This is a genomic window from Psychroflexus sp. ALD_RP9 (genome assembly GCF_017311165.1).
Classification (GTDB): Bacteria; Bacteroidota; Bacteroidia; order Flavobacteriales; family Flavobacteriaceae; genus Psychroflexus.
Genome location: NZ_CP062973.1, coordinates 45,963 through 63,921 on the forward strand (window position 1 = coordinate 45,963; position 17,959 = coordinate 63,921).

At 33.7% G+C, this 17,959-nt stretch carries 18 protein-coding genes and 1 tRNA gene; 10 read left to right on the top strand and 9 right to left on the bottom strand.

The window, feature by feature from the left end; translation table 11 throughout:
- Positions 1-7 precede the first annotated feature (7 nt).
- The gene (gene rny / locus IMZ30_RS00220) at positions 8-1,573 is read left to right on the top strand and encodes a ribonuclease Y (protein WP_207038565.1); all 1,566 of its coding nucleotides are present in this window, start codon (positions 8-10) and stop codon (positions 1,571-1,573) included.
- Between the two features lie 80 nt (positions 1,574-1,653).
- A complete protein-coding gene (locus IMZ30_RS00225) occupies positions 1,654-2,184 on the top strand; it encodes an outer membrane beta-barrel protein (protein WP_207038566.1) in 531 nt (176 codons plus the stop codon).
- Between the two features lie 120 nt (positions 2,185-2,304).
- Here IMZ30_RS00225 and IMZ30_RS00230 read toward each other — a convergent pair whose 3' ends face one another.
- Entirely contained in the window at positions 2,305-2,724 is a 420-nt protein-coding gene (locus IMZ30_RS00230) for a nucleoside-diphosphate kinase (protein WP_207038567.1), read from the bottom strand.
- 61 nt (positions 2,725-2,785) lie between these two features.
- Positions 2,786-3,793, bottom strand: coding sequence for an alkaline phosphatase D family protein (locus IMZ30_RS00235; RefSeq protein WP_207038568.1), 1,008 nt, complete (start codon positions 3,791-3,793; stop codon positions 2,786-2,788).
- Positions 3,794-3,862: 69 nt separating this feature from the next.
- On the opposite strand from IMZ30_RS00235, the gene IMZ30_RS00240 reads away from it, so the two are divergent.
- The 5 genes from IMZ30_RS00240 (at position 3,863) to IMZ30_RS00260 (ending at position 8,158) form a co-directional block, all read left to right on the top strand.
- Positions 3,863-4,873 (top strand): DHH family phosphoesterase, encoded by a 1,011-nt coding sequence (locus IMZ30_RS00240; RefSeq protein WP_207038569.1) that lies wholly within the window; start codon positions 3,863-3,865, stop codon positions 4,871-4,873.
- Positions 4,863-5,420: a gliding motility-associated peptidyl-prolyl isomerase GldI gene (gene gldI, locus IMZ30_RS00245; protein ID WP_207038570.1), complete on the top strand. Its 558-nt coding sequence runs from the start codon at positions 4,863-4,865 to the stop codon at positions 5,418-5,420. Before IMZ30_RS00240 ends, gldI begins: the two co-directional genes overlap by 11 nt.
- Positions 5,401-6,450: a peptidylprolyl isomerase gene (locus tag IMZ30_RS00250; RefSeq protein ID WP_207038571.1), complete on the top strand. Its 1,050-nt coding sequence runs from the start codon at positions 5,401-5,403 to the stop codon at positions 6,448-6,450. The genes gldI and IMZ30_RS00250 overlap by 20 nt, the downstream gene beginning before the upstream one ends.
- A 104-nt stretch (positions 6,451-6,554) precedes the next feature.
- Positions 6,555-7,589, top strand: a complete 1,035-nt coding sequence (locus IMZ30_RS00255) for an esterase-like activity of phytase family protein (RefSeq protein WP_207038572.1) — start codon at positions 6,555-6,557, stop codon at positions 7,587-7,589.
- On the top strand, positions 7,586-8,158 hold the full coding sequence (locus tag IMZ30_RS00260) for a phosphoglycerate mutase family protein (protein ID WP_207038573.1): 573 nt from the start codon (positions 7,586-7,588) through the stop codon (positions 8,156-8,158). The genes IMZ30_RS00255 and IMZ30_RS00260 overlap by 4 nt, the downstream gene beginning before the upstream one ends.
- Here IMZ30_RS00260 and IMZ30_RS00265 read toward each other — a convergent pair.
- Positions 8,138-8,887, bottom strand: a complete 750-nt coding sequence (locus IMZ30_RS00265) for a DUF6503 family protein (protein WP_207038574.1) — start codon at positions 8,885-8,887, stop codon at positions 8,138-8,140. The genes IMZ30_RS00260 and IMZ30_RS00265 overlap by 21 nt on opposite strands.
- A 113-nt stretch (positions 8,888-9,000) precedes the next feature.
- On the opposite strand from IMZ30_RS00265, the gene smpB reads away from it, so the two are divergent.
- Positions 9,001-9,462 carry an SsrA-binding protein SmpB gene (gene smpB / locus IMZ30_RS00270; RefSeq protein ID WP_207038575.1) on the top strand — a complete coding sequence of 154 codons (462 nt, stop codon included), beginning with the start codon at positions 9,001-9,003 and terminating at the stop codon, positions 9,460-9,462.
- Positions 9,463-9,513: 51 nt separating this feature from the next.
- On the opposite strand, the gene IMZ30_RS00275 is transcribed toward smpB, so the two are convergent.
- The 3 genes from IMZ30_RS00275 to IMZ30_RS00285 are packed head-to-tail and all read right to left on the bottom strand — an operon-like array spanning position 9,514 to position 13,001.
- The gene (locus IMZ30_RS00275; RefSeq protein ID WP_207038576.1) at positions 9,514-11,055 is read right to left on the bottom strand and encodes an acyl-CoA carboxylase subunit beta; all 1,542 of its coding nucleotides are present in this window, start codon (positions 11,053-11,055) and stop codon (positions 9,514-9,516) included.
- A gap of 2 nt (positions 11,056-11,057) precedes the next feature.
- On the bottom strand, positions 11,058-12,503 hold the full coding sequence (gene accC / locus IMZ30_RS00280) for an acetyl-CoA carboxylase biotin carboxylase subunit (RefSeq protein ID WP_207038577.1): 1,446 nt from the start codon (positions 12,501-12,503) through the stop codon (positions 11,058-11,060).
- A 12-nt stretch (positions 12,504-12,515) separates the two neighbouring features.
- Positions 12,516-13,001: an acetyl-CoA carboxylase biotin carboxyl carrier protein subunit gene (locus IMZ30_RS00285; RefSeq protein ID WP_207038578.1), complete on the bottom strand. Its 486-nt coding sequence runs from the start codon at positions 12,999-13,001 to the stop codon at positions 12,516-12,518.
- A gap of 217 nt (positions 13,002-13,218) precedes the next feature.
- On the opposite strand from IMZ30_RS00285, the gene IMZ30_RS00290 reads away from it, so the two are divergent.
- Together IMZ30_RS00290 and IMZ30_RS00295 are read left to right on the top strand one after the other, a co-directional pair.
- On the top strand, positions 13,219-14,118 hold the full coding sequence (locus IMZ30_RS00290; protein ID WP_207038579.1) for an ATP-binding cassette domain-containing protein: 900 nt from the start codon (positions 13,219-13,221) through the stop codon (positions 14,116-14,118).
- 6 nt (positions 14,119-14,124) lie between these two features.
- Positions 14,125-15,465 (top strand): M28 family peptidase, encoded by a 1,341-nt coding sequence (locus tag IMZ30_RS00295; protein WP_207038580.1) that lies wholly within the window; start codon positions 14,125-14,127, stop codon positions 15,463-15,465.
- A 60-nt stretch (positions 15,466-15,525) separates the two neighbouring features.
- Here the strand turns inward: IMZ30_RS00295 and IMZ30_RS00300 are convergent.
- From IMZ30_RS00300 to nhaC, 3 genes are all read right to left on the bottom strand, one after another.
- Positions 15,526-15,599 (bottom strand) — tRNA-His (locus tag IMZ30_RS00300).
- A gap of 55 nt (positions 15,600-15,654) precedes the next feature.
- The gene (bshB1, locus tag IMZ30_RS00305) at positions 15,655-16,371 is read right to left on the bottom strand and encodes a bacillithiol biosynthesis deacetylase BshB1 (protein ID WP_207038581.1); all 717 of its coding nucleotides are present in this window, start codon (positions 16,369-16,371) and stop codon (positions 15,655-15,657) included.
- 23 nt (positions 16,372-16,394) lie between these two features.
- Positions 16,395-17,852, bottom strand: coding sequence for a Na+/H+ antiporter NhaC (gene nhaC, locus IMZ30_RS00310; RefSeq protein WP_207038582.1), 1,458 nt, complete (start codon positions 17,850-17,852; stop codon positions 16,395-16,397).
- Positions 17,853-17,959: the final 107 nt, after the last annotated feature.

Genomic DNA, 17,959 nt, shown 5'->3' on the forward strand with positions numbered 1-17,959 from the left:
AACAATTATGGAAACAATAATAATTACAATTATAGCAGCAATAATCGGTCTTGTCATCGGTTTTTTAATATCTAAAATGCTAGAAAAAAACAGTGCAAAAGGCATTGTAAATTCAGCAAATAAAGACGCTGAAAAAATTTTAAAAGAAGCTAAGAAAGAAGGTGAAAGCATCAAAAAAGATAAAATTCTTCAAGCTAAGGAGAAGTTTATTGAACTCAAGGCAGAACACGAAAAAGTTATTACTTCACGTGATAAAAAAATAGCCGATGCAGAAAAACGAACAAAAGATAAAGAATCTCAGCTCTCTCACGAATTGTCTAAAAATAAAAAGTTAAACGCTTCTTTAGATGAAAAATTAGAAGATTACGCTAACCGAACTGAATATTTAGCAAAACGTCAAGAAGAGATCGATAAAATATTAAATCAAAAAATAAAACAGCTCGAAGTCATTAGCGGGCTTAGCGCTGAAGAAGCCAAAGAACAGTTGATGGAATCGCTTAAAGAAACAGCAAAATCTGAAGCGATGACACTTATTCAAGATACTGTTGAAGAAGCCAAACTTACTGCCCAACAAGAAGCTAAAAAAATCATAATAAATACAATACAGCGCATCGGAACTGAAGAAGCTATAGATAATTGTGTTTCTGTTTTCAATCTTGAAAGCGACGACGTTAAAGGACGTATTATAGGTCGTGAAGGACGAAATATTAGAGCAATTGAAGCTGCTACTGGTGTCGAAATTATTGTAGATGACACACCTGAAGCCATTATTTTATCTTGCTTTGATTCTGTAAGACGTGAAATCGCTAGATTATCTCTTCATCGATTAGTAACTGATGGTAGAATTCACCCTGCAAGAATTGAAGAAGTGGTTAAAAAAACCAGTAAACAAATTGATGAAGAAATTGCTGAGATTGGTAAACGCACAATTATTGATCTTGGAATACATGGTTTACATCCAGAACTTGTAAAAGCTGTTGGGCGAATGAAATATCGTTCTTCTTATGGCCAAAACCTTCTTCAACACTCACGTGAAGTAGCTAAACTATGTGGTGTGATGGCATCTGAACTAGGCCTAAATCCTAAATTAGCTAAACGCGCCGGCCTACTTCATGATATTGGTAAAGTGCCAGAAACAGAAACCGAATTACCTCACGCAATTTTAGGAATGCAATGGGCTGAAAAGTATGGAGAAAAAGACGAAGTTTGCAATGCCATTGGTGCTCACCATGATGAAATTGAAATGAACTCACTTCTCTCACCTATTGTTCAGGTTTGTGATGCTATTAGCGGTGCAAGACCTGGCGCTCGCCGTCAAGTCTTAGATTCTTATGTGAAGCGTCTAAAAGACCTTGAAGATATTGCTTTTGGATTTAGTGGGGTTAAAAAAGCTTACGCTATTCAGGCTGGACGTGAATTACGAGTAATTGTAGAAAGCGAAAAGGTAAATGATGACCGCGCTGGAAGTCTATCCTTTGAGATCTCCCAAAAAATCCAAACCGACATGACGTATCCTGGTCAAGTTAAAGTCACTGTAATTAGAGAGACACGAGCCGTAAACGTAGCAAAATAAATTTGTTGACAAAATGTTAACAAAATAAGTTATAGAGCATTAAGCTCTACATTTGTAACTATAATTTAAACTTAAAAACAATGAAAAAATTATTACTTTTAGTAGCAGTTTTAATTGCTGGAATTTCAGCTAACGCCCAAGAAGGGATTGAAAAAGGTACGATTTTAGTTGAGGCTAATACAGGTAATGCTATGGTTGGTACAACCAGCTTTAGTTTTGCAAGTTCAGACGGCTCTACTGAGTATAGTTTTGGTTTAGACGGTGGCTATTTTGTTATGGATAATTTAGCTATTAAAGTCGGTTTAGGCTACCAAGGTCTTGATCCAGATTTAGAAGAAAGTACAAGTGCCTTTTCTTATAGAATTGGCGCAAAATATTACATTGCAAACCAATTTCCCGTAACACTTGATCTTACTGGTGCAAGCGGTGATGCTGTTGAGAACTTTAATGGTGATACACCTCTTTGGTTAGGAATTGGTGGAGGTTATGCTTGGTTTGTAACCGAGAATATCTCAATAGAGCCTGGCTTAAGATACAACTATTCTCTTAATGAAGATTTTACCGATGAAGGCATCTTCCAATTCAACATTGGCTTTGCCCTGTTCTTCTAAACTCATTAATTATTAGCAATACAACAAACCACCTTTATATAAGTTGGTTTTTTTATGGATATATAAAAAAAAGTCTCATTTTTTCAAAATGAGACTTTTTTTCTTCAAAGTAAGATGTTTTTAAAACATCTCTCTACCTGAAAAATGAAATGCTGCTTCAATTTCAGCATTTTCATCACTGTCACTTCCGTGTACAGCATTTTCACTTATAGAAGCTGCATATTTTTTTCGGATTGTTCCTTCAGCAGCATCTTCTGGGTTTGTTGCGCCGATTAAAGTTCTAAAGTCTTCCACAGCGTTTTCTTTTTCTAAAACAGCAGCCACGATTGGTCCACGTGTCATATATTCAACAAGTTCGCCAAAAAATGGGCGTTCTTTATGAATTGCATAAAATGTTTCAGCGTCTGCTGTCGTCATTTGTGTTAACTTCATGGCAGTAATTTTAAAGCCTGAAGCTGTAATTTGATTTAAAATTGCACCGATGTGTCCTTTTTCAACAGCATCTGGTTTTAACATTGTAAATGTTTTATGTCCTGACATAATTTTATTTTTTTGGCAAAAGTAATGATTTTAGTAGAATAGCAAAGCAACTTCAGTTAACCTAAAACTGAATTAATTGTTCTTGTAGTGTTTCGCCTGTTTTTGTTGATTTCATTTGCATCAAAACCGAATTGTTTTTAAAATCAAAATTTAAAGTTCCAAAACTTGTTTGGCTAACTACTTTACCTACTCGATTTTGATTGGGTTCTGAGGTAAAACCAGTGTAAGCATGAGTTAACCCACTTGAAGTAAAATCGTACAAATCATAATTTAAGCCATCTACTTCAATTTTAGAAAATTCTGAAATATGTCGGTCTCCACTCAATAATATTGTATTTTTAACTTGATGCTTAACAAGTAAAGTTTTCAAGCTTTCAACTTCATGTGGAAAATTCCCCCAAGTTTCAAATCCATGTTCGTGAGAGAGAAACTGAATACTCGACACAATAATATTAAAATCTGCATCGCTGCTTTCAAGCTCTTTTTCTAACCATTGCCATTGGGCATTGCCTAAAATACTTCCATTAGCCTTTTGCCAAGATTCATAGCGTTTGTTTGGGTTAGATGAAGCTTTAAGACTATCTCTAAAAAAACGCGTATCTAGCAAATATAATTTTAGATCATAGCTACCTATATTGATGTTTTGAGCATGATAAATACCATCTTGTTGTCGCCGATTTTCATCAGTAACATTTATAAAATCTAAAAAAGCTTGCTGACTTTCATATTTGTATTTCCAATCTTTGCCACCATCGTTTAAGCCATAGTCATGATCGTCCCATGTTGCATAAACAGCGTAATTTATAGACTCTAAAAAATCTTTATAAAACGGATTTTGTTTCTGAAATTGATACATCGCCTTTAAGCTGTCCATATTTTTGGTGTCAGCATAAATATTATCGCCACCCCAAACAAATGCATCAGGCTGCTGTTGCTGAATAATCTGCCAATAAGACTGATCTAAAACTTGATTATTGCAACTCCCAAAGGCTAGTTTATAAGTATCTTCTTGAGTTTGACAACTCACAATTAAGCCTACAACTAACAAGTTAAAAAATTTAGTTTTCATATTCGATTTTTGACAAAAATAAAGTATCTATAGTAAAGCAATATTAAGTTTTTATTACATTTGAAGATTATGAAGAAATTTAAATTTGATGGCTTAAAAGAAGCTATTTCAACATCAAAAAATATTAGCATTGTAAGCCATCGCAACCCTGATGGAGATGCTGTAGGATCATCTTTAGCACTTTATATTGGTTTGAAGGAAATATATCCTGACAAAAAAATTCAGGTTATACTTCCTAATAAATATCCAACTTTTTTAGAATGGCTACCAAGACAAGATGAAATTTTATTTTTTGAGCAGAATTCATCTATTTCAACTGAAATTTTAGAGCAAAGTGACCTCATTTTTACACTTGATTTTAATGATTTTAGTAGAACCGGTCATCAAATGGCCGAAATTCTGTCAGCCTTAAGCACCGAATTTGTAATGATAGACCATCATCAACAACCGTCAAGTTATGCAAAATATATGTATAGTGATACGAGTATTGGTTCAACTTGTGAAATGATTTACGAAAGCTTTGTGTATTTAGGTTTTAAAGACTCTCTTAACCAACAAATTGGTGAGTGCTTATATACAGGAATTATGACAGATACAGGATCTTTTAAATTTCCTTCAACTAGTAGCAGAACACATCAAATTATTGGTGAATTAATTGATTTAGGAGTTGAAAACTCAAAAATTCATCAAAATACTTTTGATCAAAATTCATTAAACCGACTTCATCTATTAGGAGTTGCCATGCAAAATTTACGCGTTATAAAGCAACATCAAGTCGCTTATATCAGTTTAAGTCAGCAAGAACTAGATCAACATCAATTTCAAAAAGGTGATACTGAAGGCTTTGTTAATTATGGTTTATCGATTAAAGGAATTAATTTTGCTGCTATTTTTATAGAGAATAGACAAGAACAAATCATTAAAATTTCATTACGGTCTGTTGGCGATGTCGATGTTAACAAATTTGCAAGAGAACATTTTGATGGTGGCGGACATAAAAATGCTGCTGGAGGAAAAAGTGACTTGAGTTTGGAAGAAACAATTCGTAAGTTTGAAAAAATTATCAAAAATGACTATTAAACAACTTTTAGCTTCTACCTTTATAATATTGTTGGCATTTTCATGCAAAACCCCAGAAGCTAGAAAACCTATCAGCAAAAGTTCAGATTCGTTTATAAAGCAATCTATTAACATCAATAAAGCTGTGGTTAAACGTGAAGAAAGCTTAATAAAAGCCATTATAAAAAAAGACAGTACAAGAACTTATTTTGCATCAAAAAATGGTTTTTGGTATACCTATAATAAAAAAAATAATACGGATACGCTTAAACCAGGTTACGGTGATGAAGTCGAGTTTAATTTCAACATCTTAAGCCTTGACAACGATACCATTTACAGCCGTTCTGAATTAGGTGAACGTGCTTTAGTTATTGATAAAGAAAATATATTTTCTGGATTACGCCAAGGTTTAAAACTGATGAAAGTAAATGAAACGGTTACTTTTTTATTTCCATCTCATAAAGTATATGGCTATTATGGCGATAATCAGCGTATCGGAAAAAATATTCCCGTAAAATCTGTTGTAACTTTAAATAAAATAAATACTGATGAAACACTTACAAACTAAATTTTTAGCTATTGCTATTTTTACATTATCACTGATAAGCTGTGGTGATTATGCCGATTTAAAAGACGGTATTTATGCTGTATTCATGACCAATAAAGGTGAGGTTGTAGTTAACTTACATTATAAGAAAAAACCTATTACCGTTGGTAATTTTGTTGCATTAGCTGAAGGAACACATCCTCAAGTTGATGAGAAATACAAAGGTAAACCATTTTATGAAGGCTTAACTTTTCACCGCGTTATCGATAATTTTATGATTCAGGGTGGCGATCCTCTCGGTAATGGACAAGGCGGTCCTGGCTATAAATTTACAGATGAGTTTGATGACAGCTTAACGCATGATAAAGGTGTTATTTCTATGGCAAATTCAGGACCAAATACTAATGGTAGCCAATTTTTTATCACTGTTGCGCCTACAAAACATCTGGATGGTAAACATTCAATTTTTGGAAAAGTAGTTATTGGGCAAGCTGTAGCAGATTCAATTGCTAAAGTTGAAACAGCTAATGCCAACCGCCCTAAAGAAGAAGTCATAATTGAAAAGTTAAAAATTGTTCGTAAAGGTAAAGAGGCTAAACAATTTGATGCTGTTGAAGCTTACAAAAATGGCATTGCTAAACTTGAAGCAAAAAATGAAGCTAAGCGTAAAGCATTTGAAGCTCGGTTAGATGAAATGATGGCTAATATGTCTAAAACTGATTCTGGCTTAATGTACAGAATTACAGAAGCTAACCCAGAAGGTGAATCTCCTGAGAATGGTAATACTGTTCGTGTACATTATGCTGGTTACCTAACTGATGGCACTAAATTCGACTCTTCATTTGACCGAAATACTCCTATCAGCTTCAAATTAGGGACTGGTCAAGTTATTCCTGGTTGGGATGAAGGTATAAGTTTACTGAAAACTGGAGAAAAGGCAGAGTTACTCATACCGCCAAATTTAGCTTATGGCTCAAGACAACGCGGTCCAATTCCTGCTAATTCTACATTATACTTCGAGGTAAAACTCGTAGAAGTTATAAAAAATTAATTTTAAAAAGGCTGCAAATAGCAGCCTTTTTTTATGCTTTCTTATAGAATATGGTTAAGCCAACTTATAGAATCTTACTTAGTGTTGTTAGTTTAATATCTATATTGAGCTGCACAGCATTTAAAGTCGATTCTAAAAACAATGAAATCATCACTTATTTAGATGATTACATCATTCATAAAAACCTTAAAGATTATAAAGAATTTGGTGGAATTTCAGGAATAGACCAAATTAATGATTCAACTTATATTTTGGTAGCAGATTCACCAGCGAATCCTCGATTATACAGCATTCGATTAAATATTGAAAACAAAAAATTTGGTAAAGTCGAATTGTTACAAAAACATCAACTTCAAAATTTAGATAAGAATGAAGTTTATGATCTCGAATCGATTAGATATGATAAAGCTAATAACAACTATTGGGTTAGTAGTGAAGGTCATATTAATCAAAAAAAATCAGCTTTTATCACGAAACTCTCAGCAGATTTTAAAGCCGTAGAACACATCGAATTTAAACCGCCTTACACTATTGAAAATAGTCAACACAACGGTATGTTTGAAGGTTTAGATATTGCTACGGATGGTTTTTGGTTTACTAATGAACTACCTTTAAAAACCGATGGTAATAAACCAACGCTTGTTGATAGTTATTCACCAGTAAGATTGGCTTTTTATAATTTTAATACAAACAATGTAAGTGATGCATATGCAGTTAACTTAAGCCGTGTAAAAAAAATACCACTTCTACCCTATTTTGTCAACGGCATTACAGAAATTCTTCAACTTTCTAAAACCAAATTTTTATGGTTAGAACGCTCATATTCAGCTGGCCATAAAAGTAAAGGAAATAGCGTTTTTTTATGGCTGGTTACAACTGAAAATGCAACTAATATTGCTAAAGTAAAGTCATTAAAAAATGATAAAAACAAAATAAAATTTGCTAAGAAAGAGTTGCTCTTTAATTTTAATTCAATTAAGCCTCAACTCAAACAAAATATCGTGGACAATATTGAAGGCATGAGTTTTGGACCTCAACTAAATAATGGCAACAGAAGTTTAATTCTTGTTTCAGATAATAATTTTAATAGCTTTGCGCCACAAATAAATCAATTGATACTTTTAGAACTTAAGCTATGAAACCCATTTCATTTTTATTACTCTTATTTATCATTACAGCCTGTCAAAATTCGAAACCTACCAATAAAGAAAAATCTTTTTGGTATGATTTACCAAGCGAAAATGCCAAAAAAACAACTTATTATTTTATACGCCATGCAGAGAAAAACAGAACGAATCCTGAAGAAAAAGATCCTTTTTTAACCGAAAAAGGCTTAAAACGAGCTAATCATTGGGCCAAATACTTTGAAGAAAAAAATATCGATCAAATTTTTAGTAGTAATTACACACGTTGTATTCAAACGGCCATTCCTTCTGCTTCATTAAATCAACTAAAAATTAACGATTATGATGTTAAAAAAGATACTCTCTTTACAGACAATTTTTGGAAAAAAACTTATGGAAAGACAAATCTAATTATTGGGCATTCTAACACAACACCTCAGTTTGTAAACCAAATATTGAATAATAAAAAATATGAAATGATTAATGACAGTATTAATTATAAACTATTTAAGGTTGAAATCAGTAAAGAGTTAAAAATAAAAGATACTGTCCTTGATGTAAAGTTAGCATTTGAGTTGGACTGAATTTATGCTGGGATTTTCAGTTTTAATTTCGGATACTAGTTCTAACTTTTTATTATGAAATAGTTGAAGTAAATCTTCTAATTCAACTTGTTCTGATTTTGGTTTGTAATTATCATAATCAATAAATTGTGTGCCATTTATAAACTGCCTGTTCTTAGCAACACGAAAACGATAGCCACCACCATTTACATGAAATTCGTAAGCTAAATAATCTAATGAATAATCACTTTTGTTAAACCAATACAGGTAAGTGTCATTAAAATCTTGGCCACCATTTTCTTGATCAAAATTTACCTCGACAACATAATAATTCTGATTATTAAAACTTTGATTAGGCAAGCGTCTCAAATTAACAGCTTGGTCCTTTAAACGGTATGGTAACTGTACAAAATAATGTACCGAATTAATAGATTCACTGTAAATATTTTCCAGACTATCGTTAACTTCAACTGGTATAGAATCAATAAAACGTTTAAACTTTCCACTATAAAAAACATCAATTGTATCGCCGTTTTTCCGGCTTAGCTTCATGCCATTACAAGTCGCTTCAGAACGGTAATGCAAATTCCTAAAATCAAATTCTATCACGCTATTATCTACTGCAGAAGTACCACTAAATTCAATAGCTTGATTTACAATTTCCTTAGCTGAAACAGATTTTGAGTTTTGTGAATTTTGACATGAAATTAATAAAATGATCACAAAAAAGGAAATCAATAATTGACGCATAAATCATGTTTTTATGCAATTTCGTCAATAAATTAGAGCTTGAAAGCGCTTTAAGTAAAAAATTAAGAATTAATCAAAAGTAGTATTGTATTTTTGAATTTGAATTTAAAGAAATGGGAAAAGCAAATACCGTTAATATTAAGAATAAGAAAGCTAAATTTCAATATGAAATTTTAGATAAATATACCGCAGGGATTGTTTTGGCAGGAACTGAAATTAAGGCTATTCGTGAAGGAAAAGCTAATATTGCAGAAAGCTTTTGTGAGTTTAATGAAAAAGGTGAGCTATTTGTGATTAACATGGATATACAAGAATACTCGCATGCTACACATTTTAACCACCAACCTAAGTCAGAGCGTAAACTTTTACTTAACAAACAAGAACTGCGAAAACTGAACAAACAAGTTAAAAACACTGGTCTAACTATAATTCCACTTCGAATGTTTTTAAATGATCGTGGTTATGCCAAATTACAAATTGCCCTTGCCAAGGGTAAAAAACTTTACGATAAAAGAGAAACTATTAAAGATCGCGACACAAAGCGTAAGCTCGATCGAATTAAGAAAAGCTTTTAAACAAAAAACCTTGAGTATAACTCAAGGTTTTTTATTTTCTAGGTAACTTTTTTACAGAGGAATATTACCATGTTTTCGATCTGGCCTATTGACTTGCTTATCGTTTAACATAGCAAAAGCTTTAATCAATTTTCGACGTGTATTTTTAGGTTGAATCACTTCATCTATAAAACCACGTTGAGCTGCCTTAAAAGGATTAGCAAAAGCATCGGCATATTCTTTCTCCTTTTCAGATAACTTTAATTCCGGATCATCAGCAGCTTGAATTTCTTTTCTAAAAATGATTTCTGATGCACCTTTAGCGCCCATTACAGCAATCTCAGCAGTAGGCCATGCAAAGTTGAGGTCAGCGCCGATGTGTTTAGAATTCATTACATCATAAGCACCACCATAAGCCTTTCTTGTAATCACACTAATTCTTGGCACGGTTGCTTCACTTAAGGCGTAAAGTAATTTAGCACCATGTAGTATAATGCCATTCCATTCTTGGTCTGTACCTGGTAAAAAGCCAGGAACATCGACCAATACTAAAAGTGGAATATTAAATGCATCACAAAAGCGAACAAATCTAGCGGCTTTCTTTGATGCATCAACATCAAGTACGCCAGCTAAACTCATAGGTTGGTTGGCTACAACACCAATACTTCTACCACCAATTCTTGAAAAGCCAACAATAATATTGTCAGCATAATTTTTATGAATTTCATAAAATGAATCTTCATCAACAATACCTGTAATTACTTCGTGCATATCGTAAGGTTTGTTGGCATTTTCAGGAACCAAACCTTCTAATTGTTCACGGACTTCATCTTTAAGTTTTACAGGAGTCAATTCAGGTTTTTGCTTGTTATTTTGCGGAATATAACTGAGTAATGTTTTGATGTTTTCAAGACATTCTATATCGTTTACAGCAGTTAAATGGGTAACACCTGATTTAGTTGAATGCGAACTTGCGCCACCTAGCTCTTCTGATGTTACTTCTTCATTAGTTACAGTTTTAACGACATTTGGTCCAGTAACAAACATATAGCTTGTATTTTCAACCATAATGGTGAAGTCTGTCATTGCTGGTGAATAGACAGCACCACCTGCACAAGGTCCCATGATAGCTGAAATTTGTGGGATAACACCTGAAGCTTGTACATTTCTGTAAAAAATATCAGCATAGCCACCTAATGAACGTACACCTTCTTGAATACGAGCACCACCAGAATCGTTCAGCCCAATAATTGGAGCACCAACTTTCATGGCGTGATCCATAACTTTACAAATCTTTTCGGCATGGGTTTCTGATAACGCACCGCCAAAAACTGTAAAATCTTGAGCATAAATGTAAACCAATCTACCATTTACTGTGCCATAGCCTGTAATTACACCATCACCGTAAAACACTTGGTCTTGCATGTTAAAATCGGTTGTTCTATGGGTGACTAACATACCTATTTCTTCAAAAGAGCCTTCATCTAAGAAATAGTTGACACGTTCTCGAGCTGTTAATTTTTTCTTTTCATGCTGTTTATCAATGCGTTTTTGGCCACCACCTAATTTGGCAGCTTCAACTTTTTTCTGTAAATCATCTCGTGTTGAACTCATGCTTACTCTGTTTCTGGAATTCTTAATTGTTTTTGATCTTCTAAATATTGTTTTAAAGCAATTTTGGCCGCCAATTTAGCTTCAGCTTTTTGTTCGGCTTCTAACACTTCTGGTGTATAATGATGTTTCACAAAATGTGTGTCAAAATTTCCGCTTCTAAATGCTTCATGCTTACAAACGAATTTACCAAAAGGCAAAGTGGTTGAAACGCCTTTTATTTGGTAGTTATCGATGGCTTCAATCATGCGTTGTACTGCTGCCTCACGATTTTCAGCATAGGTCACTAGTTTAGATATCATAGGGTCATAATATATCGGGACGTCCATACCTTCTTCGAAACCATCATCTACACGAATTCCTTCGCCTTTGGGTGCTTGATATTGTTCAAGTTTTCCAACACTTGGCAAAAAGTCATCAGTTGGGTCTTCAGCATAAACGCGCAATTCTATGGCATGACCATTAATTTGCAGATCATTTTGACTAAAATTAATTTTTTCACCTCTAGCTATTTTAATTTGCTGCTCTACTAAGTCAATTCCTGAAATTAATTCAGTCACTGGATGTTCTACTTGAAGACGCGTGTTCATTTCAAGAAAGTAGAATTTTTTTTGTTCATCCATTAAAAATTCAACTGTACCAGCGCCTACATAATTGCACGAACGTGCTACATTAACTGCAGCTTCTCCCATTTGCTTTCTAATTTCGGGAGTTAATAAAACCGATGGTGCTTCTTCTACTACTTTTTGGTGTCTGCGTTGAATAGAACATTCGCGTTCGAATAAGTGTAATACGTTTCCGTGTGTATCGGCAAGCACTTGAATCTCGATATGGCGTGGTGAACCTACATATTTTTCTATAAAAACAGCGCCATTTCCAAAAGCAGATTTAGCTTCGCTAATGGCACGTTTCATTTGGCTTTCAATTTCTTTATCAGATTCTACGACACGCATACCTTTTCCGCCGCCTCCGGCTGAAGCTTTTATTAAAATTGGGTAGCCTATTTCTTCAGCAATTGTTTTGGCTTTTTCAATATCTGTAATGGCTTCATCAATTCCTGGAACCATTGGTATATCATAAGCTTTTACAGTTTCTTTAGCTGATAATTTATCGCCCATAACACGAATGGCATGAGATTTTGGACCGATAAAGGTAATACCACTTGCTTCAACTTTTTCAGCAAAATCAGCATTCTCACTTAAAAACCCATAGCCTGGATGAATACCGTCAACATTTAGTTTTTTGGCTTCTTGAATAATCTTATCACCTAATAAATACGACTCATTTGAAGCTGCTTTACCTAAACAAATCGCTTCATTGGCAAATTTAACATGAGGAGAATTTCTATCGACTTCAGAATAAACGGCAACTGTTTGAATTCCCATCTTTTGAATAGTCTTCATAACTCTCAAGGCGATTTCGCCTCTATTTGCAACTAATATTTTTTTCATTTAAATCTAATTTTATTCCATTTCAATTAACAATTGACTTTTGGTTACTGTGTTGCCTTTATTGATTTTTATAGACTTTATAACAGCATCACGAGGCGCAGTAATGGCATTTTCCATTTTCATAGCTTCAAGAACGAGTAATTGGTCTCCTTCCTTAATTTCTTGACCTTCTTCTACATTAACATCGAGAATTAAACCAGGCATTGGTGCTTTTATATCCTTTATTAAAGCAGAAGCAGCAAGGCTTAAACCCATTTCTTTTATGAGTACATCTAAATCGTTAGAGATTTGAACTTTATAGGTATTAGCATTGATTTTAATGCTGTAGGTCTTGTTTAAGAAATCAGTTTCAACTATTTCAGCAGAAGCTGATTTTTGATGTTCAATAATGTGAAGTTTGTTGTGGTTTGTAGATTGAATGTCTAAAGTTTTGATTTGATCTTCGGTAAATTCAAATTCGAAAGCATCATTAACTTTAGCCTTTAAATGTTGTTTCATAGCCTAAATTAAATGTTTCCGTAAATATAGGCATATGTATTTAAAACGATGAATCTATAAAGCTAAAATGCTATAGCTAAAATACTGTATTGATATTTAATCATTTCAGCTTGTTAAGTGGTTGAAAGATAAAAATTATCAATTTAAGTTTCTTTAAAATTTGATAAAAACTAACCTAGTTAAGCATAAAATTGTAATATTGATTAAATTTAAAATTATGAATATTAGTATTTCAAACCTTAATAAATCTTATGGACATCAACAGGTTTTAAAAAATATTAATTTAAAAATTCATACTGGCGAGATTGTTGGATTACTTGGCCCAAACGGTGCAGGAAAGTCAACTTTGATGAAGTTGTTAACCGGTTATTTAGAGTTTACTGATGGTACAATACATATCGGAAACTTCAACCTAGAATCTCATAAATTAGATATACAAAAACATTTAGGTTACTTACCAGAACAAAATCCGCTATATGAAGATATGTATGTTCGTGAATTTCTTCAATTTAATGCGTCTATTTTCAAGATTAGCAAAAAACGCATCAAAGAAGTTATTAAACTTACACAACTTTCCCCAGAGGCTAATAAAAAAATACATCAGCTCTCTAAAGGTTATAAACAACGTGTTGGCATTGCAGCTGCATTACTTCATGATCCAGAAATTTTAATTTTAGATGAGCCCACAACAGGCTTAGATCCCAATCAACTTATTGAAATTAGAAGTCTGATTAAAAATATATCTAAGCACAAAACAATATTACTTTCAACGCATATAATGCAAGAAGTTGAAGCGATTTGTGACCGAGTGGTGATTTTAAACAAAGGAGAAATTTTAAGAGATAGTTTATTACAAGAATTAAACCAAGACCACCAACAGCAAGTCATAGAAGTAGAATTTAATTATAGAATTGAAGAGGTCGCATTGCAAAACCTACCTGCGTTGTCTAAAATAAGTAATCCAAAAGGCTTTATTTACAAGCTTTACTTTAATTCTGACATCGATAAACGCAGTGATGTTTTTGATTTTGCATATGATAACGGACTGAAAATTCTTAATCTAAAAAAAGTAAATCAAAGCCTTGAAGATATATTTACGGAATTAACACAACAATAAATCAATATGAAAACTAAACTTTTTTTTGTTTCGCTTCTTTGTGCTTTTACGATTACCAAAGCGCAACAAGACCCTAAAATTTATGAAATTATTGAAAAAGTTGATGCTTCTCAACTTGAAAAATATGTTCAAACCTTAGTTGATTTCGGAACCCGTAATACGTTTAGCGATACTTTAAGCTCTAGTCGAGGTATTGGCGCTGCAAGACGCTGGATCAAGTCTGAATTCGATCAAATATCAAAACAATGCGATAATTGCCTGGATGTCTTTTTCCATCGAACGATGCTAACAACCGACATGGGAAGTAGGATACCAAAAGATGCTGAAGTTGTAAATGTTGTCGCCATTCAAAAAGGAAAGAAGTATCCCAACTCATACATTATAATGAGTGGCGATATAGACTCTAGAGCTTCTGACACTGAAGATTTCAAAACTGATGCACCTGGCGCAAATGATAATGCCACAGGAATCGCTGGTACAATAGAAGCTGCGCGTGTTTTATCGCAGTATAATTTTAACCATAGCATTGTATATGTTGGGCTAAGCGGCGAAGAACAAGGCCTTTGGGGTGGTAAATTTTTAGCTGAATATGCTAAGAAAAAAAAATGGAACATTCTTGGAGTATTAAATAATGATATGATAGGTAACATTCAAGGTATTGATGGTGTTATTGACAACCGAAGTTTTAGAATTTTTAGTGAAGCACATAACCCAACTGAAACTAAACGAGAACGAACATTAAAACGTTTTTATGGCGGTGAAATTGATGGAAATTCAAGACAGCTAGCTAGATACGTTCATAAAACTGTAAAAACCTACATGCCAGAAATGAATCCTATTATGATTTATCGCTTAGACCGTTTTGGACGCGGCGGACATCATAGACCATTTAATGATTTAGGATATGCTGGTGTTAGAATTATGGAAGCTCACGAAAATTATAATTGGCAACACCAAGATATAAGAACAGAAGACGGTATTGCTTACGGTGATGTGATAGAGCATGTTAAATTTCCTTACGTTAAAAAGTTAACGGCAGTTAATGCAATTACCATGGCTAATTTGGCTTGGGCTCCAAAAGCGCCAACAAATGTCGAAATTGGTGGTGCCGTTCAACCATCTGTAAAATTACGTTGGAAAGGCACTAATGATAAAAATTTAAGAGGTTATAAAATTTATTGGCGAGATACTACTTCTCCTACTTGGGACTATAGTCGTTTTGTTGGTAAGGTTAATGAATTTACACTTGAAGGAAATGTGATTGACAATTATTTATTTGGTGTTGCCGCAGTTGATAAAAATGGACACGAAAGTGTGGTTGTTTTTCCTTCTGGAGTAATGCGATAAAATTAAATCCTATTTAATATAAAGCATAAAAAAGCCCTGAAAATCAGGGCTTTAATTTTGGGTGACTGATGGGGTTCGAACCCACGACCCTCGGATCCACAAACCGATACTCTAACCAACTGAGCTACAGTCACCATTAGCGGTGGCAAATTTAAACAATTTCGTGAATTTGCAAAACAAAAGATGAAATTATATTAAATCAAAAATTGAATCGACAGCAGCGTAACGTTCAACTGTAAAACCTTCAGCGTGATCTACGCCAATAATCCTCCCTAAATCACGAGCCCGATAAGTGACACTATCTAAAAAATTTTGACTCGAAATTGGTGTTTTCGGTTCACTATTTGTTGGATCAAAAAACTGAGTTTTATAGGCTTTTACGGCTTCTACTTTTTTGCTGATGAAACCAGAAATATCAACTACAACATCTGGTGTGATATCATACCATTGTATGTAGTGATAAACATGTTTAGGGCGCCATACTTCTTGTATTTTATCTTCATGAGTCGTTTCGATTTTTCTCAATCCGCTTAAAAAACATGCATCACTTACTAGTTGACTTCCTTTAGAGTGATCAATATGGCGATCATGAATTGCATTACAAAAAACAATTTCAGGTTGATACTTCCTAATAAGCTTAATAATTTCAAGTTGGTGCGCTTCATCATTTTTAAAAAAACCATCTCTAAATTTTAGATTTTTTCGTATTGCTAAACCCATAATTTCAGCAGCTTTTTTAGCTTCCTCAGCTCTAGTTTCAGCATTTCCACGCGTACCTAATTCACCCTGAGTTAAATCGATTACGCCTACACGTTTCCCTTTAGTTGCTTCTTTTATCAAAGTCCCTGCACAACTTAATTCAACATCATCAGGATGAGCTCCAATAGCTAAAAGATCTAGTTTCATAACTTATTAGTCTTAATTATAATTTATTTAGTTATCATTTTTATTTTGTAACCAATAGCGGCAAAAAGCAAAGTCATAAACGGACTCAAATAACTAAACATCGCGTATACAAAATAATCTACAACAGGAACTCCTAAAACGCCACTATGATAAGCTCCACAGGTGTTCCAGGGAATTAAAACTGAGGTTACAGTTCCTGAATCCTCTAAAGTTCGGCTTAAGTTTTCGGGAGCCAAACCTTTATCTTTGTAGGCTTTAGCAAACATTTTACCGGGAACAACTATGGCTAGATATTGATCTGAAGCCGTTGCATTTAAAGCTAAACAGCTTGCAACTGTACTAGCGAACAGTCCAAAAGTTGAATGAAATAAATTTAACAAGGCTTTGCTAATTGCTTCTAAAGCACCAATTGCATCCATTATTCCTCCAAATACCATAGCACAAATAATTAACCAAATCGTGCCTAGCATACCTTTCATACCACCAGCCGAAAATAAATCTTGTAAATTCTTATTATCAGTAGGAATGGTAATATCAGTAGTTATGGCATTCATTAAGCCAACATAAGCGTTTTTAAAGTTTAGTTGAGATCCACCGCTAATAAATTGAACTAAATCTGGTTGAAAAATCAATGCAAAAACAGCAGCTAATAATGTTCCTAAAAGTAAAGCAATTAATGGTGGTGTTTTTTTTATGATTAAACCAATTACAACTAAAGGTACTACAAATAACCAAGGAGAAATATGAAAAGATGCTTTGATATCAGCTAAAATCACATCAGCTGAAACTTGCCCACTTGTATCTAAGGTAAGACCTATGATAATGAAAACTATCAGTGTTACAACTATTGTAGGAACAGTTGTGATAGTCATATAGCGAATGTGAGTAAACAAATCTGTTCCAGCCATTGCTGGTGCCAAATTGGTAGTATCACTCATAGGTGAAAGCTTATCACCAAAGTAGGCACCAGAAAGTACAGCACCAGCGGTCATACCTAGTGAAACATCAAGCGCATTAGCAATTCCTATTAAAGCTATACCAACCGTTGCAGAAGTTGTCCAGCTACTGCCTGTAGCAATAGATATCACAGCACAAATGACTACACATGCTGCTAAAAATATGGTTGGATTTAAAACCTGTAAACCATAATAAATCATAGTTGGAATCACACCACTTAATAACCAAGTCCCTGCTAGCGCACCAACCATGAGTAAGATTAAGATTGGTCCCGTTGTGGCTTTAATATTTTTTGAAACCTCTTCAACCATTGCATCATAATTAACGCCATTGAAAGCGCCAACAATAGCAGCAACAGCAGCGCCCAATAACAAAATGAATTGATTAGAGCCTCCTAATGCATCATCTTCGTAAACAAATACATTATAAGCTAACATACCTACTAACGCAAATACAGGAATCATTGCTTTTAAAATAGACAATTCAGGCTTTTGAGGTGTTGAATTAAAGTTTGGTTGACTCATACATAAAAATTGTTCGTAATGTTACAATTTTGATTTAACTTTTACAATAAATTTACATATCAATACAAAATTAAACAGGCCTGAAGAATTCAAATTAGCAGCTTTTT

Bases quoted from the DNA above. Each gene is read 5' to 3' on its own strand.
- rny (WP_207038565.1), top strand. From the start codon at position 8: ATGGAAACAATAATAATTACAATTATAGCAGCAATAATCGGTCTTGTC.
- IMZ30_RS00225 (WP_207038566.1), top strand. From the start codon at position 1,654: ATGAAAAAATTATTACTTTTAGTAGCAGTTTTAATTGCTGGAATTTCA.
- IMZ30_RS00230 (WP_207038567.1), bottom strand. From the start codon at position 2,724: ATGTCAGGACATAAAACATTTACAATGTTAAAACCAGATGCTGTTGAA.
- IMZ30_RS00235 (WP_207038568.1), bottom strand. From the start codon at position 3,793: ATGAAAACTAAATTTTTTAACTTGTTAGTTGTAGGCTTAATTGTGAGT.
- IMZ30_RS00240 (WP_207038569.1), top strand. From the start codon at position 3,863: ATGAAGAAATTTAAATTTGATGGCTTAAAAGAAGCTATTTCAACATCA.
- gldI (WP_207038570.1), top strand. From the start codon at position 4,863: ATGACTATTAAACAACTTTTAGCTTCTACCTTTATAATATTGTTGGCA.
- IMZ30_RS00250 (WP_207038571.1), top strand. From the start codon at position 5,401: ATGAAACACTTACAAACTAAATTTTTAGCTATTGCTATTTTTACATTA.
- IMZ30_RS00260 (WP_207038573.1), top strand. From the start codon at position 7,586: ATGAAACCCATTTCATTTTTATTACTCTTATTTATCATTACAGCCTGT.
- IMZ30_RS00265 (WP_207038574.1), bottom strand. From the start codon at position 8,887: ATGCGTCAATTATTGATTTCCTTTTTTGTGATCATTTTATTAATTTCA.
- smpB (WP_207038575.1), top strand. From the start codon at position 9,001: ATGGGAAAAGCAAATACCGTTAATATTAAGAATAAGAAAGCTAAATTT.
- IMZ30_RS00275 (WP_207038576.1), bottom strand. From the start codon at position 11,055: ATGAGTTCAACACGAGATGATTTACAGAAAAAAGTTGAAGCTGCCAAA.
- accC (WP_207038577.1), bottom strand. From the start codon at position 12,503: ATGAAAAAAATATTAGTTGCAAATAGAGGCGAAATCGCCTTGAGAGTT.
- IMZ30_RS00285 (WP_207038578.1), bottom strand. From the start codon at position 13,001: ATGAAACAACATTTAAAGGCTAAAGTTAATGATGCTTTCGAATTTGAA.
- IMZ30_RS00290 (WP_207038579.1), top strand. From the start codon at position 13,219: ATGAATATTAGTATTTCAAACCTTAATAAATCTTATGGACATCAACAG.
- IMZ30_RS00295 (WP_207038580.1), top strand. From the start codon at position 14,125: ATGAAAACTAAACTTTTTTTTGTTTCGCTTCTTTGTGCTTTTACGATT.
- bshB1 (WP_207038581.1), bottom strand. From the start codon at position 16,371: ATGAAACTAGATCTTTTAGCTATTGGAGCTCATCCTGATGATGTTGAA.
- nhaC (WP_207038582.1), bottom strand. From the start codon at position 17,852: ATGAGTCAACCAAACTTTAATTCAACACCTCAAAAGCCTGAATTGTCT.